12 protein-coding genes are annotated in these 16,340 nt (G+C 57.9%); 8 read left to right on the top strand and 4 right to left on the bottom strand.

The window, feature by feature from the left end:
• Window positions 1-2: 2 nt before the first annotated feature.
• From I2E69_RS00060 to I2E69_RS00050, 3 genes are all read left to right on the top strand, one after another.
• The gene (locus tag I2E69_RS00060) at window positions 3-431 is read left to right on the top strand and encodes a hypothetical protein (protein WP_195458119.1); all 429 of its coding nucleotides are present in this window, start codon (window positions 3-5) and stop codon (window positions 429-431) included.
• 26 nt (window positions 432-457) lie between these two features.
• On the top strand, window positions 458-862 hold the full coding sequence (locus I2E69_RS00055) for a DUF5606 domain-containing protein (protein WP_195458118.1): 405 nt from the start codon (window positions 458-460) through the stop codon (window positions 860-862).
• 161 nt (window positions 863-1,023) lie between these two features.
• Window positions 1,024-1,512, top strand: coding sequence for a methylglyoxal synthase (locus tag I2E69_RS00050; protein WP_195458117.1), 489 nt, complete (start codon window positions 1,024-1,026; stop codon window positions 1,510-1,512).
• 56 nt (window positions 1,513-1,568) lie between these two features.
• Here I2E69_RS00050 and I2E69_RS00045 read toward each other — a convergent pair whose 3' ends face one another.
• Window positions 1,569-1,772, bottom strand: a complete 204-nt coding sequence (locus I2E69_RS00045) for a sulfatase/phosphatase domain-containing protein (RefSeq protein WP_229095286.1) — start codon at window positions 1,770-1,772, stop codon at window positions 1,569-1,571.
• Between the two features lie 83 nt (window positions 1,773-1,855).
• Between I2E69_RS00045 and I2E69_RS00040 the strand changes: the two genes are divergently transcribed.
• The 4 genes from I2E69_RS00040 to I2E69_RS00025 all read left to right on the top strand — a co-directional run bounded on the left by I2E69_RS00040 (window position 1,856) and on the right by I2E69_RS00025 (window position 9,974).
• Complete coding sequence (locus tag I2E69_RS00040) at window positions 1,856-2,680, top strand: hypothetical protein (protein ID WP_195458116.1); 825 nt, start codon at window positions 1,856-1,858, stop codon at window positions 2,678-2,680.
• A gap of 23 nt (window positions 2,681-2,703) precedes the next feature.
• Complete coding sequence (locus I2E69_RS00035) at window positions 2,704-4,299, top strand: arylsulfatase (protein ID WP_195458115.1); 1,596 nt, start codon at window positions 2,704-2,706, stop codon at window positions 4,297-4,299.
• A 180-nt stretch (window positions 4,300-4,479) separates the two neighbouring features.
• Complete coding sequence (locus I2E69_RS00030; protein ID WP_195458114.1) at window positions 4,480-8,430, top strand: hybrid sensor histidine kinase/response regulator transcription factor; 3,951 nt, start codon at window positions 4,480-4,482, stop codon at window positions 8,428-8,430.
• The gene (locus tag I2E69_RS00025) at window positions 8,430-9,974 is read left to right on the top strand and encodes a sulfatase (RefSeq protein ID WP_195458113.1); all 1,545 of its coding nucleotides are present in this window, start codon (window positions 8,430-8,432) and stop codon (window positions 9,972-9,974) included. Before I2E69_RS00030 ends, I2E69_RS00025 begins: the two co-directional genes overlap by 1 nt.
• A 69-nt stretch (window positions 9,975-10,043) precedes the next feature.
• Here I2E69_RS00025 and I2E69_RS00020 read toward each other — a convergent pair whose 3' ends face one another.
• From I2E69_RS00020 to I2E69_RS00010, 3 genes are read right to left on the bottom strand one after another with little or no spacing between them, the layout of a single operon-like run.
• A complete protein-coding gene (locus I2E69_RS00020; RefSeq protein WP_195458112.1) occupies window positions 10,044-11,864 on the bottom strand; it encodes a glycoside hydrolase family 2 protein in 1,821 nt (606 codons plus the stop codon).
• Between the two features lie 31 nt (window positions 11,865-11,895).
• A complete protein-coding gene (locus tag I2E69_RS00015; protein WP_195458111.1) occupies window positions 11,896-13,602 on the bottom strand; it encodes an arylsulfatase in 1,707 nt (568 codons plus the stop codon).
• The gene (locus tag I2E69_RS00010; protein ID WP_195458110.1) at window positions 13,589-14,773 is read right to left on the bottom strand and encodes a family 43 glycosylhydrolase; all 1,185 of its coding nucleotides are present in this window, start codon (window positions 14,771-14,773) and stop codon (window positions 13,589-13,591) included. Before I2E69_RS00010 ends, I2E69_RS00015 begins: the two co-directional genes overlap by 14 nt.
• 217 nt (window positions 14,774-14,990) lie before the next feature.
• Between I2E69_RS00010 and I2E69_RS00005 the strand changes: the two genes are divergently transcribed.
• Window positions 14,991-16,169 carry a glycoside hydrolase family 76 protein gene (locus I2E69_RS00005; protein ID WP_195458109.1) on the top strand — a complete coding sequence of 393 codons (1,179 nt, stop codon included), beginning with the start codon at window positions 14,991-14,993 and terminating at the stop codon, window positions 16,167-16,169.
• The last annotated feature ends 171 nt before the right edge of the window (window positions 16,170-16,340 follow it).

Here is a 16,340-nt window from a genome sequence, read left to right as displayed (position 1 = left end):
AAATGAAAACACGCCTCTTCACCTTCGTTGCGGCATTGAGCCTCTTTGCCTGCAATTCGAGCCAGGGACCCGAATATACGACCCCGGCGGAATTCGGGCCGGTTTCCTTCTATCCCGCTGTGATCAAGTCCGATACGGATGTTACGGTGGAGGTTCCCGTTACGAGCGAATACGGATTCAGCCGTGTGGACATCGTTTATATGCTCGATGACGACAGTTCGGACGTGAAGGTCGCTTCGCCGCGGGTATTTCCTTCGGCCGAAATCACTTCGTTCACTTATTCCGGCAAGATTCCCAAACAGAAAGGCGGCAGGAAGGTGACTTTCCAGGTCCGTGCCATTACGTTCTATAACGTGGCCGCCTATTCGCAGGTTCGCTCCTACACGGTTCCCGAGGACGAAGAGGAGGAAGGCGGCACGCAACCCGAATAACCCATTTTAACAAGAAATAACAATTTATGGAACTGAAAGAAATTCTGGCCATCTCGGGCCAGCCCGGACTTTATAAATTCGTGGCGCAGTCTGCGCGCGGCGTGATCGTCGAGTCGCTGCTCGACGGACGGCGCATGAATGCCTCGGCGAACGCCAAGGTGAGCGCCCTTACGGAGATTTCGATGTTCACCGAAGGCGAGGACATTGCACTGGCCGACGTTTTCACCAAAATCTATGCGCACACGGGCGGCAAGGAGGCGATCAGCCCCAAAGAGTCGCCCGAGAACCTGAAGGCCGCATTTGCCGAGGTGCTTCCCGAGTACGACCGCGAGCGGGTGCACGTTTCGGACATCAAGAAATGCTTCGCGTGGTACAACACGCTGGTCAAGGCCGGATTTACGGAGTTCAAACTCCCGGCGGAAAGCGAGTAACGAACAATGTCCCGGCTCTCACCGGGACATTTTGTTTGTGACGATCCGGTTAAGTTCGCAACGGGCTTTTTCCGCATGTCGGAAATTGTATTATCTTTGTAAAGCAACTGTAAAAATAACCCGAAAGCCCCGGAGGTTTTCACAAAGATAAAGATATTCATATGGACAGGAAGACGAAAGTGCTGGCACTGGTTGCCCACGATAACATGAAACGCGACCTGGCGGAGTGGGTCGACTGGAACAGCCGCAAGCTGAGCCGTCACCACCTGGTATGCACGGGTACGACCGGCAAGATGGTCGAAAAGACCCTGCGTGACCACAAGGAGGAACACGAGGACGAAGAGGAGGTGAAACCCGAACTGAAAATCACGCTGCTCAAGTCAGGCCCGCTGGGCGGCGACCAGCAGTTGGGATCGCTTATCGCCGACGGTAAGATCAATGCCCTGATTTTCTTCTGGGACCCGATGTCGGCCCAGCCGCACGATGTCGACGTGAAGGCGCTGCTGCGCCTGGCGACGCTTTACAACGTTCCGACGGCCATCAACCGTTCGTCGGCCGATTTCCTGATCTCCTCGCCGCTGTACGAGGACGACGAGTACGAGCCCGTCGTGAAGGATTATAAGGCCTATGTCGAGCGGGTGCTGAAGTAGGCGGCAACAGGTTAATAAGGCAGCGGTCGTGAATTTCACGACCGCTGCCTTTTTCATCACTTGGGTTGCCCCGGGAAACTTACGTCCATTGCGGCGCCTTTGTCTCCCTGCTGTTCCATCCATTTCACCAGTTCCGCCTTCATTTTTCGAATTCGGTTCTGGTGCTCGGGTTTGTCGGCCAGGTTGTTCATCTCCCACGGATCGTTCTCTACGTCGTAGAACTCGAACTCGGGACGGTGCACAAAGCGGTCGATCAGCATTTTCCCAGCGTGCCCGTGAGCTCGGTTTCAAATACGAGCCCGACGAACTGCTCGAAGGGCAGGCTGCCTGCGACTTCTTCGTGATGAGCGCCTGCGAATACGCCGACCGCAACCTGCTGCCGTTCTTCCGCCGCTGGCATTTCCCCTGCTCGACCATCGCCATCCGGTATATGAAACAGTTCCGTGAACTGGGCGAGAACGAGCAGTTCTGGACCAGCTACGACGGCTCTACGGAACCTTCGTTCGAGACACGGACTCCGAACAAGACCATCACGCGACCCTCCTGCCGACTGAAATTCGACATGGAAGACGCCGACGACAAACTCAACTGGTATCTGCGGGGCGTAGCCTGGGATTACAATGCTTATAACGATCCGGTCAATCCCCGGTGCGACACGGTCGTCAAGAAAGACGGGACGAAGTTTATCGGCAACTCGATCGCCAACCCGGCCTGGAAAAACGTGTTCGACGGCAACACCAGCAACATGAACGGACTTCTCGGCCATATGCAGCCGGAGACCGGTTCGATGTGGGCCCATATCCCGTTCTACATTCTGAACTTCACGGGTCCGGGCGAAGATACTCCCGAGGACGACGACTTCGAGTATTCGCAGGAGCCGGTCACGTTCAATACGTTTGCACTCTGGAACGTCGCCAACTACTATTTCACGAGTTACATCTACGACATCCAATACTACGACGATGCTGACGGCGTCTGGAAACCCACCGTCCCCAGCGAATTCAAGCTGCTGTACAATTCCAACTGGGAGTTTTATTATTTCGAGCAGGAGTACACGACGACCAAGATACAGTTCAAGTTGCAGCCCATTACGCCGGGTACTTCGGGGTATTCCATTACGCAGATGTGCGAGATGAGTTTCGGACTGGTCGAGGAGAAGACGGAATAACAGGCAAAAGAAATTTATAGATCATGAACAAAACCCTTTTTGCATTGGGAGCTTCGGCCGCGGCGCTCGCCGCAGGCAGCGCAACGGCGGCGAAACAACCCAACATTATCCTGATTATGGTCGACGACATGGGTTACTCCGATGTCGGATGTTATGGCGGCGAGATTCCCACGCCCAACATCGACCGCCTTGCGCAGAGCGGCGTACGCTATACGCAGTTCTATTCCACGGCCCGCTCGTGTCCCACGCGCGCCAGCCTGATGACGGGACTCTATGCGCACCAGGCCGGTATCGGCGGAATGTCGGAAGACCCTGTTCCCGGACGCAAACCGGGCGATCCGCGTCCTAAAAAGCCCGCCGCCTACCAGGGCTACCTCAACCGGAACTGTGTGACGATGGCCGAGGTGCTGAAAAGTGCGGGCTACCATACCTACATGTCCGGCAAATGGCATTTGGGTATGCACGGGCAGGAGAAATGGCCCTTGCAGCGCGGTTTCGACCGTTTCTACGGCATCCTGGCCGGAGCGAGCAGCTACCTCCGGCCGCACGGCGGCCGCGGGCTTACGCTCGACAACACCAAGCTGCCGCCCCCGGAAGCGCCGTATTACACCACGGACGCTTTCACCGATTATGCCATCGAATTCCTCAACAGCAACAAGGGCGACGGAAAGCCTTATTTCCTCTACCTTGCCTATAACGCACCCCACTGGCCGCTTCACGCCAAGCAGGAGGACATCGACAAGTTCCTCGGCAAGTACGATGCGGGCTGGGAGAAGACCCGCGAAGCGCGTTTCCGCCGCATGGCCGAACTGGGCCTCGTGGACGACACGTGGGAACTCGCCGAGTGGGAATCGCGCCATTGGGAGGACTTGACGGAGACCGAGCGGAAAAACTCCGCCCTGCGCATGTCGGTCTATGCTGCACAGGTTCATTGCATGGACTACAACGTGGGCCGCGTGCTCGACTGGGTGGAGAAGAGTGGCGAAAAGGAGAATACGCTGATTGTCTTCCTCTCGGACAACGGCGCCTGCGCCGAACCGCACACCGAGACCGGTTTCGGTACGGTGGCCGATATCAACGACCCCAACAGTTGGGTGGCTCCGTCCTACGGACTGCCGTGGGCGCAGGTCAGCAATACGCCGCTGCGCAAGTATAAAGTGCGTGCCTACGAGGGCGGACTTGCCGTTCCGCTGATCGTTTCGTGGCCCGGGCGCTTCTCGCGCTTCGACGGCCAGATTCGCAACAACGTGAGCTTCCTGCCCGACCTGATGGCGACCTTCGTGGACGTTTCGGGAGCGACATATCCTGCCTCTTACAACGGAAACGACATCCACCCGCTGGAGGGCAAGAGTCTCGTGCCGACGATCCGCAAACCGAAGACCGTGCTTCACGACTACCTGTTCGGCGAGCATTTCGACAACTGCTACGTGCGCCACGGCGACTGGAAGGCCGTCAAGGACGAGAAATCGAAGGAGTGGGAGCTGTTCAACATTCCCGCCGACCGCACCGAGCGCCGCAACGTCGCCGCGGAGCATCCCGAGATTCTCAGCGAACTCGTGGCCAAATGGAAGGTGTGGGCCGACACGCACGAGGTATACCCGAAGAAACTGAACAAATAGCTTTCGCAGCCCGGGATGGTTGGATGCCGTCCCCGTGTTGTGCCGGTTTTGGGCCGGTGAATACGAGCCGCGGCGACCCCGCGGCTCGTTATGTCCGGGCTGTGCCATCCCGAAGGACATACGAAAACATTAAATTTGTCCGTTCAGAAACAAATTTTTACCTTTACTGTGGTACTCCGTATGAAAAAATTCATCATATCGCTCTTTTTCCTGATCGGATGCGCGGGCTTCGCCGCGGCCAGGAACTACGCATTGGTCAGCTACAACGCCGATAACGGCCTTTCGCACAACACGGTCCGCTGCATTGCCCAGGATCAGCGGGGATTCATGTGGATCGGCACGGCGGACGGCCTGAACCGTTTCGACGGAATTGCATTCCGCGCTTATAATTCCGAAAATCTCCGGCACGGGCTTCTGAACACGTCGGTCCATGCGTTGTGTGCCGACCGGAAGAACCGCCTGTGGGTCGGAACCGAGCAGGGCGTTTATCTGTACGATGAGCGTAAAGATGTATTTTTCCCTTTCAGCGTGCGTACCCAGTACGGTGTGGTCATCACAGGACGCATCACCCGTATATTTGAGAACGGCGACGGTAAAATCTGGATAGGTACGGAGGCCCAGGGCTTTTTCATCTACCATCCCGAGGACGGCGAACTCGAACAGAACAGCCGCCTGGCCGATGCCGTGACCGATATGGTCGGCGGTCCGGACTGGAATGTTTTCGTGAGCGCCCGCAACGGGACGGTCGCGGAGTTCGACAGCGAAGGAAAACAGCGCCTGGCCGTCTATTCGAAGGAGCAGGGCGGCCATGTGCCCTCTATCCGGTCGCTTTGTTACAGTAACGACGAACTGTGGGGCTGTTTCGAAACCGACGGACTTGCGAAAATGACGTGGTCGGGCGACAGCGCGGCTAAGTGGACGCACCGCCGGGACCTTTCGGCGCAGGTGCTGCTGCCGCTTTCACGCGGAGAACTGATGATCGGCTCCGACGACGGACTGTTCGTTTACTATACGGGTTCGGGGCAGGTCGATCCCGTGACGGACATGACCGCCCGCGGAGAAAACTACACCCATACGGTCAATGCACTTTACCGCGACCGTGAGGGCGGAATCTGGGTCGCTACGCAGTATAACGGTATTACTTATCTTCCCCGCCGGCTCAAACCCATCGAGCACATGTCGCTCCGGATCGCGGAGAGGGGTAAAACGCTCGCCACGGCCTTTGCCGAGGACGACGACGGCAGCCTGTGGGTTGCGATCGACAAGCGGGGCGTCCTGAAAGTCGATGCCGCGGGCCGTGTCGATGAGGCTCCTTTCCGCGGCGGGTCCGAATCGTTCCGCCGCGAGACGAAAAACGTCCGGGCGATGCTTGTCGCCGGAGGCCGCCTGTGGCTGGGAACCATGTCCGGGGGTGTTTACGCCTGCGACCTGAAAACGGGGGCGGTGCGTAACTACCGGAACGATCCGGGGGTGAAAACATCGCTTTGCGACGACGACGTGGAGACGCTTTTTAGCGACGATGCCGGAACGGTCTATGCCGGAACACCGTGGGGATTTGCCCGGTACGACCGGCGTCTGGACGACTTCGTGCGGGTGAACAAAGGCGGCAACGACCTCTCCGTCTGTGACTTCGCCCAGGCCGGGCCGGGCCTGATCTGGGTGCTGGCGCGCAATAAGGGCGGATTCCTGTACGACACTTCGACCGGGGACTTCAAACACTACATGTTCGCCCGGAGCGGTACGCCCAACAGCGTCTGTATCCTGACCGACGGCCGCGACAATACGTGGCTGGGAACGGAGACGGGACTGTTCCTGCTGAACCGGGAGACGCGCCATTTCGTGCCGTTCAACGCTGCCGACGGCATCCTGAAAGGGTTGGCGGTCGCAACGCTGGAAGAAGGCGACGACGGAACGCTCTGGATCGGGAGCAACAACGGTATCTTCAGCCTCGATGCCGAGACGCAGGAGGTGCGTTACCACCTGACCGTGCGCGACGGCCTTACCGGCAACCAGTTCAACGACCGCGCCTCGTTGCGCGCCCGCGACGGGCGGCTCTATTTCAGCGGTATCAACGGTTATTCGGCCTTCCGGCCCGAGACTTTGCAGCGCAACGGATTCGTTCCGTCGGTCTGCGTGACAGGACTTTTGCTCAACGACCGGTGGGTGGAGATCGACCGCGGCGGCAAGGACTCTTCGCCGCTCAAACGCCCGTTGCACCTGAACAAGGAGCTCCGGCTGAAATATAACCAGAACTCGGTCGGTTTCACCTTTGCGGCGCTGAGCTACCAGTCTTCGCCCAAGAACCGCTATGCCTACCGGCTTGCGGGGCAGGACAAGGAGTGGGTCTATTCCGATCGCAACGAAGCCCATTTCACCAACCTTTCGCCGGGTAAATACACCTTCGAGGTCCGCGGTTCGAACGACGACGGCGTATGGAGCGAGAATACGGCTACCGTCGCCTTCGTGATCCAGCCGCCGTTCTACCGCTCGACGGTGGCTGTCGTCGGTTACCTGTTGCTGCTGGGGCTGCTGGCCTGGTACGGAACCTGGTATGTCCGCCGGAAACACCGCCTGAAACTCGCCGAATTTGCCTTGCAGCAGGAGAAGATCAACTACCAGTCGAAGATCGACTTCTTTACCAACGTCGCCCACGAAATTCGGACGCCGCTTTCGCTTATCAAGGTTCCCCTGGAATCGATCCTGAAGGAAGACGAACATTTTCCGCCCAAAGTGAGGGACTACCTCCATGTCATGGAGAAGAATACGAGCAACCTGCTGGAGATGGTCAACCAACTGCTCGACCTGCGCAAAACCGAAGATACGGACTATACGCCGTCGATGCAGACGTGCGATGTCTCGGAGTTGGTCGACGACCTGTGTGCGCGTTTCGGTCCGGCTGCGGAGGTCGGCGGAATCAGCATCGAACGGTCCATCGAACCCGGCGTGGTGGCCCGGGTCGACCGCGACGCGATTTCCAAAATCGTGAATAACTTGTTATCCAATGCGTTGAAATATGCCCGGAGCAACTGTTGCGTAACCCTCGCCTCGGAAGGCAAACTTTTCCGCATCACGATCTCCGACGACGGGCAGGGTATCGTTCCCGAGGACATGGAGCGCATCTTCAACACCTTCTACCAGTCGGGCAACAGCAAGGGCGGAACCGGCATCGGACTGCCCCTGGCGCGCCTGCTGGCCATCAAGCACGGCGGAAGCGTCGTGTGCTCCAACTGCGAACAGGGAGGTGCGGTGTTTACCGTGGAGATTCCGCTCAATCCCGCGGCCGCAGAGTCCGGGGTGTCGTCCGAACCGGGGCCGGAGAGCAGTCCGGGTGCGGAAATACCCCCCCCCGCAGAGGACAATGGAACCTGTAAGATACTGGTTGTCGAGGATAACGACGACCTGCGCAGCGTGATTGCCGAGATCATCGGCGCCCGTTACGACGTGCTGACCGCCGCCAACGGCAAAATAGCGCTCGAAGTACTCGCCGACAACAACTGCGACCTGATCGTCAGCGACATCATGATGCCCGAAATGGATGGCTACGAGCTGTGCGAATACGTCAAGTCGGAACTTCGGTACAGCCATATCCCCATCATCCAGCTTACGGCGAAAACCTCGGTCGAGGACAAGGTCCGCGGACTGGAGTACGGCGCCGACGCCTATATCGAGAAGCCCTTCTCCTCGGAGCACCTCATGGCCCAGATCGACAGCCTGATCCGGAACCGCGAACGCATCCGCCGTGCGCTGCTCGCCGATACGGGCCATGCCGACACGGCATCGCTGGGTATCAGCAAGCGCGACGCGGAGTTTATCGAAAAGCTGAACACCCATATCGAGGAGCACCTCTGCGAGGAGACTTTCTACATCGAGCAGTTGGCCGAGAATATGTTTATGAGCCGTTCGAACTTTTACCGCAAGGTCAAGAGCCTGTTCGGCATATCGCCCAACGATTATATGAAAACCTACCGCCTGCGCAAGGCTGCCGAGATGATCCGCAGCGGCGACTTCCTGATCAAGGAAATCTACGAGCAGGTGGGCTTCAAGACTTCGAGCTACTTCTCGGCCTGCTTCCGCGAGGAGTTCGGCATGACGCCCAAGCAATATAAGGATCAAAACTCAAAATCCAAGTAATGAAGAACAAACGATTGCTGTACCTGCTCGGGGCAGGTACGCTGACAGGCCTTGCAGGGTCTGCCGGGGCGCAGCAGCGTCCCAACATCATCTACATGATGGCGGACCAGTTGCGCGCCGACGTGCTGGGTTATGCCGGCGACGAACTGGCCGTGACGCCCAACATCGACCGGTTCGCACGCCAGTCGCTCGATTTTACCAACGCCGTGTCGGTCAGTCCCGTGAGCGCCGCTTACCGCGCCAGCCTCATAACGGGCAAATACACTTCGTCGACGGGCATGGTCATCAACGAACTCAACCTCAACCCCAACCACCGGACCCTGGCGCACGTGCTTACCGATGCGGGTTACCAGACCGGTTATGTGGGCAAGGTCCATTGGAACGACGCCCACCGCCGGCCCTACAAGCCCGGTCCCGAGCGCATGGGATTCGACGGATACTGGGCGGCCTATTCGTTCAACCACATCAATTACAACGCGTTCTACGATACGGACGGTCCCGGCGGCGAATCCGTGCATGTCAGCCTCAAGGGACAGTACGGTCCCGATGTTTTCACCGGGCTTGCACTCGACTACATCCGCGAACATGCCGACGACGAACAGCCTTTTACGCTGATGCTCTCGTGGAGTCCCACGCACGATCCCTGGGTCCGCAAGAACGTTCCCGAACATTGCTATGAGAAATTCAAAGACGTAAAATTCAAGCTTCCGGAGAACTTCAACGAGAATCCCGATCCCTATATGGACCGTTTTTTCTCCGAGTATTTCAACGGCAAGGCCAGTTGGCGCGACGATTTCGTCAAGGGAGAAGGGTATAACGAGGCCATGCGCTGTTACTATGCGATGGCTAACTCCATCGACGAGCAGTTCGGACGCGTAGTGGGGCTTCTCGACAGCCTGGGCATCGCCGACAATACGATCGTGGTTTTCACGTCGGACCACGGCGAGATGATGACTTCGCAGGGCCGCATGTTCAAGATGATCTTCTACGACGAGTCGTGCCGCATTCCCTTCCTCATGCGCTGTCCCGGGGCGAAGACGGGCAAGACGGACGTTTGCCTCAATACGCCGGACATCGCGCCTACGCTGCTCGGCCTGGTCGGACTTTCCGACAGTATCCCGGCTGAGATGGAGGGCGACGACCTGAGTTTCGCCGTGCGCGGCGGGAAGGGACAGGAGCCGTCTTTCGCCTTTATGCAGGGAATGGGACATACCCACCTTTGGCGCAACGGCTTCGAATGGCGTGCCGTGCGGGATAAACGCTATACCTATGCCCGCTATCTGCGCGACGGTTCGGAACTGCTTTTCGACCGGAAGAAAGACCCGCATATGATCCATAATGTTGCCGGCGACAAGAAATACGCGAAGGTGCTCGCTGCGCTCCGGGATGCGATGGCTGCCAAAATGGAGAGCTTGAACGACGAGTTCAAACCGTGTACCTGGTATCGCGATAACTGGATGTACAAGGGATTCAGCATCAAGGCCGCTGCGCACGGCGAGTTCGGTCCGCTGCCTCCGATCGAACCGGTCCGCACCAAGGAATAGCTCCGGTAAGACGCAAAAAAGACATCCTCTTTCCAGAGGATGTCTTTTTTTGGTAGGATCCGGGAGCGGTTACTCCATGTCCAGCGGCATGGATTTGATCACCGCTTCGTTGGCAGCCTTGATTCGCTCGGGGTTTACCTTCATCACCTTTCGGTCGTAGGTGAACAGGCCGTTCACTTCGCCTTCCACGTCGGTCGTCTGGGTGTAAACCGCACCCGAGAAGCCGAGACGCACGTATTTGATGAGGTTTTTGGCGTATTTCTCATACTCGGCCGTCACCTGGTCCGAGTTCTTGAACTGCACGTAGCCCCAGTTGCGTTTGTTCCACCAGAGGTGTCCTTCGAGGGCCATGCCGATACCGCCGTACTCGCCCAGCACGTTCACGCGCTGCGGGTCGAAGAGTTTCATGGCGGGACCCGGGTAGTTGTGCAGGTCGAGCATGTGGCCGCAGGGACGGTGGTTGCCGCCGCTGGCGGGGTTGACCAGGCGCGAAGGATCGTACTCCATGGTCCAGTTTACGATGCGCTCGGTGTCGAACTGACCCCATGCCTCGTTGAACGGAACCCATACCACGACGCTCGGGGAGGACATGCAGAAATCCATGATCTCTTTCCACTCCTTGCTGAAGTTGTCCTTCGACTCCTGCGTACGGTCCTTGTCCGTGCCGCCGTTGTAGGTGTACATTTCCCACTTGTTACCCATGTCTCCCGAGGGCATGTCCTGCCATACGAGAATACCTTCGCGGTCGCAGTGGTAGTACCAGCGTGCCGGCTCTACCTTCACGTGCTTGCGGATCATGTTGTAACCCAACTCTTTGGTTTTCACGATGTCGAACAGCAGCGCTTCGTCCGTCGGTGCGGTAAAAAGTCCGTCCGGCCACCAGCCCTGATCGAGCGGTCCGAAGTGGAACAACGGCTTGTCGTTGAGCGTCATGCGTGCGATCCCACCCTTGTCGCGCAGGATTCCGATCTTACGCATGGCGGTGTACGAATCGACTTTGTCGACGATTTTTCCGCCCTGTTTGAGCGATACCTCCATGTCGTAGAGGAACGGCGAGTCGGGGCTCCAGAGTTTTGGCTCGGCGATACCCAGGCGCAGCGGGCTGCCGGGGAATCCCGTCGCCGAAGCTACGACCGTACCTTTGTCGAGAATCTTCACCTCCACCAGGTCGCCCGTCGCGCAGTTTTCGGCTGCTACGGTTACGGCGATGTTCTTCTGGTCCAGGTTGGGAATGGCTTTGATACCCGAAATATGGCTCTTAGCCACGGGCTCGATCCACACGGTCTGCCAGATGCCGCTTACCGGCGTGTACCAGATTCCGTTGGGATTCTGCACCTGCTTGCCGCGGGGCTGGTAACCTGCGTCCGTTCCGTCGAATACGCGTACGACCAGCTTCTGGTCGCCCTTGGCGTTCAGGTAGGGCGTAATGTCGAGCGAGAACGGCGTGAAACCGCCCGTGTGGGAGCCTACGAGGATGTCGTTTACGAATACGTCGGCTTTCCAGTCCACGGCGCCGAAGTTCAGCAGCACGTTGCTGCCTTTCCAGGCGGCGGGCACGCTGAACGTACGACGATACCACAGTTCGTCCTTGTCGGTGACGGTTTTCTGTACACCCGACAGCGACGATTCGACGGCGAAGGGTACGAGAATCTTTCCGTCCATTTTTTTAGGTTCCATGGCGCCGATCGGCTTGATGGCGTAATCCCACAGGCCATTGAGGTTCACCCACCGGGAACGTACCATCTGCGGACGCGGGTATTCGGGAAGCACGTTGGCGGGGTCGATTTTTTCGGCCCACGGCGTCTTGATTTTGTCGCCCGCGGGTTTCCACTGGGCAAAGGTGCACAGCACGCTCAGTGCCGCCACGGTTGTCAGAATCGTTTTTTTCATTACGAATTAATAAAAGAATTGGGTTATGGATTTATTGGTTCTTCTTCTTTTTGAACTGTCCGGGGTAAGGTTCCACCATGCAGCGCTTCGCCCAGGTTTCGTAGGCCGCTTCCAGTTCCTGGAGCTTGGCGGGGTTCTCTGCTGCGAGGTTGTGCTGCTCCGAGCGGTCGTCGCTGAGGTTGTAAAGCTCCCAGGGGCGTTTGTTGCCCTGGCGGACGATCTTCCAGCCGTCTTTCGAGATGAACGCGCGTTCGTTGAAGTGCTCGAAGCCCAGGTAGTCGTGTCCTTCGCGCCGGCCTTTGCGCAGCACGGGTACGAGGCTCTTGCCTTCCAGCGGAATGATCTCGTTGCCGTCGTAAGAAGTGGGGTAGTCGGCGCCCGAGAGGTCGAGGCAGGTGGCCATGATGTCCATCACGTGCCCCATCTGGTCGGTCACCTTCCCTTGCAGGCTCTTCTTGAGGCCTTTGGGCCAGTGGGCGATCACGGGGGTGCAGATGCCGCCGTTGAACGACTTGGCTTTCCAGAAGCGGAACGGCGTGTTGGCCACGTTGGCCCATTTGGCGCCGAGCGATGCATAGGAGGTCTCGGGACCGGGCATCACCTCTTTCTTTTTCGGGTAGACGATGGCGCGTCCGTCGCGCGTCATGTCGGGACGGTCGTTCTCACCGGGCGAGTAGTTCTGGCACTGCTCGCTGCTGCATCCGTTGTCGGAGAGGAAGATGATCAGCGTGTTGTCCATCTGTCCGTTCTTTTCCAGCGCTTCCAGCACCCGGCCGATGCCCTGGTCCATGCGGTCTACCATCGCGGCATGTACGGCCATCGCGCGGGCGTCCCATTCGGCCGTGGGATTGTCTTCCCATTTGTCGTTGAACTGGCGCTGCGAAAGGAAATCCTCCTGTCCGGGGAAGATGCCCAGTTGTTTGATCCGCTCGTAACGCTGGTTGCGGATGGCCTCCCAGCCGACTTTGTAGGTGTCCTTATACTTCTCGATGTCCTCCGGCAGGGCATGCAGCGGCCAGTGGGGCGCTGTGTAGGAGAGGTAGAGGAAGAAGGGCTTGTCGTCCTTCGCATATTCGTTCACATAGCTGACGGCCTTCTGCGAAAGGTCGTCCGTCACGTAATACCCTTCGGGGACTTCGCGTACGGGCTCTTCGCCTTCCACGAGGCTGAACGGGTCGAAATAGTTCACCACGCCGTAAATCGTGCCGTAGAACTTTTCGAATCCGCGGTGGGTGGGGTAGTTGATTTTGTCGGCGAACTCCTCGTGGTAAACATGGTGGGCCAGCCATTCGCGCTGGTCGGGGCGCAGGGGCGTCTCGGCGATGTGCCACTTTCCGACCATGCCCGTGTGATAACCCGCTTCGCGGAGCGCCTCGGCGATGGTCACGGCGTTCTTCGACAGCGTGCCGCGGTATCCCGGCAGGTGGTCGTCGAAGGTCATCCGGCCGATGCCCGCCTGATGCTGGTAAAGCCCCGTGAGCAGCGACGCGCGGGTCGGGCAGCTACGGCTCGTATTGTAGAAATTGTTGAAACGCAGGCCTTCGGATGCCAGCCGGTCGAGGTTCGGGGTGTGGATTTCACCTCCGTAGCAGCCGATGTCCGAAAAACCCAGGTCGTCGGCCAGGATCACGATCACATTGGGCCGCGCGTCCTTTTTGGGTTTGGCCGCACATTGCTCACTTTCGGCGGCCGCTGCGGTCAGGAGCGAAACCGGAAGAATTAGTTTACTTGGATTCATCGTTCGTTATGTTAAGCTTTTTAGATGTAGATTTTACGCCTGATGGCTTTTTCAGCGCTTTGCCGATCGGTTCGGGTTCTCCTAACTCCGGGGTTCCCTCTGCCGAAAATCCGATTTTCTGCATGCGTACCGTGCGCGAATAGGGCCGGTAGGGGTCTCCTACGATATCGCGGGCCATGTAAACCAGGAAATACTCGGTTCCGTCGGGCGAAGGGATGATGAAAGGGGACCCCGGGGCATAGACGCCCGCCGCGGCCGGAGTCTGGTTTTCCGCTGCTTTTTTCCACGAAGGGTCGTTCATCGAGAAGACGGGTTTGCTCTTCTTTTTCCACGACGCGGCGTTGAGCAGGTCGCTGCCTTTCGCTGCCGACAGTTCGCCGATTGCGTAGTAGGGGGTCCACATGGCGCTGGCCGAATAGTAGATGTAGAGCCGGTCCGTGCGGTCGTTCCCGAAGAAGAACGGAGCCTCGTTGACATAGACCGGGTATGCGGTTTTATACCCGTTGGGGTTTACCCATTGCCGTTCCCATTCGTATTCGGGGACCGAAATCCGTACCCGGGAGGTGCTTTGCGTCCAGGGGTTTTCCAGCTTGGCGATGTAGATGCCCTGCGTCTCGGCGTAAACACGGCGCGATTCCCATCCCGACCAGATCATGTAGAGTTCCCCGTCGTATTCGAAAGCATGGGCGTGGATGGCCCAATTGTCGTCCGGGTCGGTTTTGATCCGTCCGCGCATCGTAAACGTCCCTGTGCGGGGATCCTTTTCCTGATTTTCCAACACGTATATCTGGTGGTTGTCCGTGTTGCCGTCGTCGGCGCTGAGGTAGATATACCACTTTCCGCGGATGTTCACAAGCTGGGGATGCCAGATGTGGAGCAGCCCGTATTCCTGTTTGGCCCGGCACACGACGCAGGGCTCGGTCTGCTCGAGCCGAGTCGGGTCCGCGTCGGCATAGAGTCCCAGGTTGCCGTTCGAATTGGTAATGTAATAGTACAATCCTTCGTGGAAATAGATCGACGTATTTTCGTATTTGAGGATGATGGGATTTTCGAAGAGGTTGTCGTCGGCCGTCTCTTTTCCTGCGCACGAGGTGAACAGGGCGAACAGCAGACTCGGAATGATCAGGCCCGCAGTCCGGCACAGCGACGCAGTATTTACGGGGATTTTCATAGTTGGGTCGGTTTTAAGGTCTTGTTTCCGAATACAAATTTCGGAAATAATAATTCTTTACCCGCTATATTTTGATCAGAAAAAAGCAGGATTTAGTCAAAATAGGCCTGGAGGTGCTTCATTGACGGAAATATGTCGTCGATTGGTCAAATATTGGTGTTCCGGACCGGCGAATCTGTTTAAATTTGTATGCAAATCAAAAAAGCGTTTTTTATTTATGCCACTCTTCAAAAGCCCGGCCCTTGCCTTCGTTTTCTGCGTCGTTTTCGCCTCGGGCTCCGCAGCCGCGGACCGGGGCGGCGAATATGCCCGGCGCGCCACGGCGACGCTCGATTCGCTCTATACCTATTATTCGGTTCCGGGGACTCGGTTACTCCGGGAAAACTATCCCGACGACGCTTCCTATAAAGCCACCTACCTTGCCGGGGAATCCGCCGCCAATCAGTTTTCCTACCTGTGGCCCTTCTCGGGAACGCTCTCGGCTGTCGCCGTGCTGGTCGAAACGCAGGGGTGGGAGACCTACGGCCCTCTGCTCGACTCGGTGGTGCTGCCCGGGCTGCGGGAATACGGCGATGTGCGCCGCCGGCCTTTCGCCTATGCCTCCTATATTGCTTCGGCCCCGGCTTCGGACCGTTTCTACGACGACAATATCTGGCTCGGTATCGACTTTACCGACCTTTACACCGCAACCCGTCAGCAGCGTTTTCTCGACGAGGCGGAGCGTATCTGGCTTTTTATCGCCAGCGGAACCGACGACAAACTCGGTGGCGGCATCTATTGGTGCGAGCAGAAAAAAGGTTCGAAGAACACCTGCTCGAATGCCCCCGGGGCTGTCTTTGCCCTGAAACTCTACCTGGCGACCGGCAAAGAGCACTACCTCGAACAGGGCCGCATCCTTTACGAGTGGACGCGCAAACGGCTTCTCGACCCCTCCGACAACCTCTATTTCGACAATATCTCGCTGAAGGGAACGCTCAACAAAACCAAGTTTTCCTACAACAGCGGCCAGATGATCCAGGCGGGCGCCCTGCTTTACCGCATCACCGGCAAGAAACGCTACCTTGCCGAAGCGCGCGAGACGGCAGCGTCCTGCCTGTCCCATTTTTTCCGGCCCCTCCACAAACCCGGCGGCGGTTCCGTCCGAATCCTGCGGCGTGACAAAATCTGGTTCGATGCCGTGATGCTGCGCGGATTTATCGAACTTTACCGTGAAGACGGCCGTGAGGTGTATCTGGATGCTTTCCGCGAGACACTCGACCATGCGTGGACGCATGCCCGCGACAGCCGGGGTTTTCTCGCCGACTGGAGCGGCCGGGGCCGCGAGGGGCGCAAGTGGTTGCTTTCACAGGCTGCGCTGGCCGAGATGTTTGCCCGGATGGCAGACGTAACCGACTAACCGAACTTTAAAATCATATTGAAAAAGATGAAGAAAAACACAAAAATCCAAATTTTCGCCCTCGCCGCTTTGTTTAGCGTCGTCGTATGCTCGGGGGCGTCCGCCGCCCAGCTTATCGTCTCGGATGCGACACGCGTTTCTGCCGTAGTTCCCGACTACACTCAAACGAAG

Source organism: Alistipes sp. D31t1_170403_E11 (genome assembly GCF_015553985.1).
GTDB classification, from domain to species: domain Bacteria; phylum Bacteroidota; class Bacteroidia; order Bacteroidales; family Rikenellaceae; genus Alistipes; species Alistipes montrealensis.
Note: the sequence above shows the minus strand (reverse complement) of the source record. Positions and strands in the feature narration are given on the sequence as shown.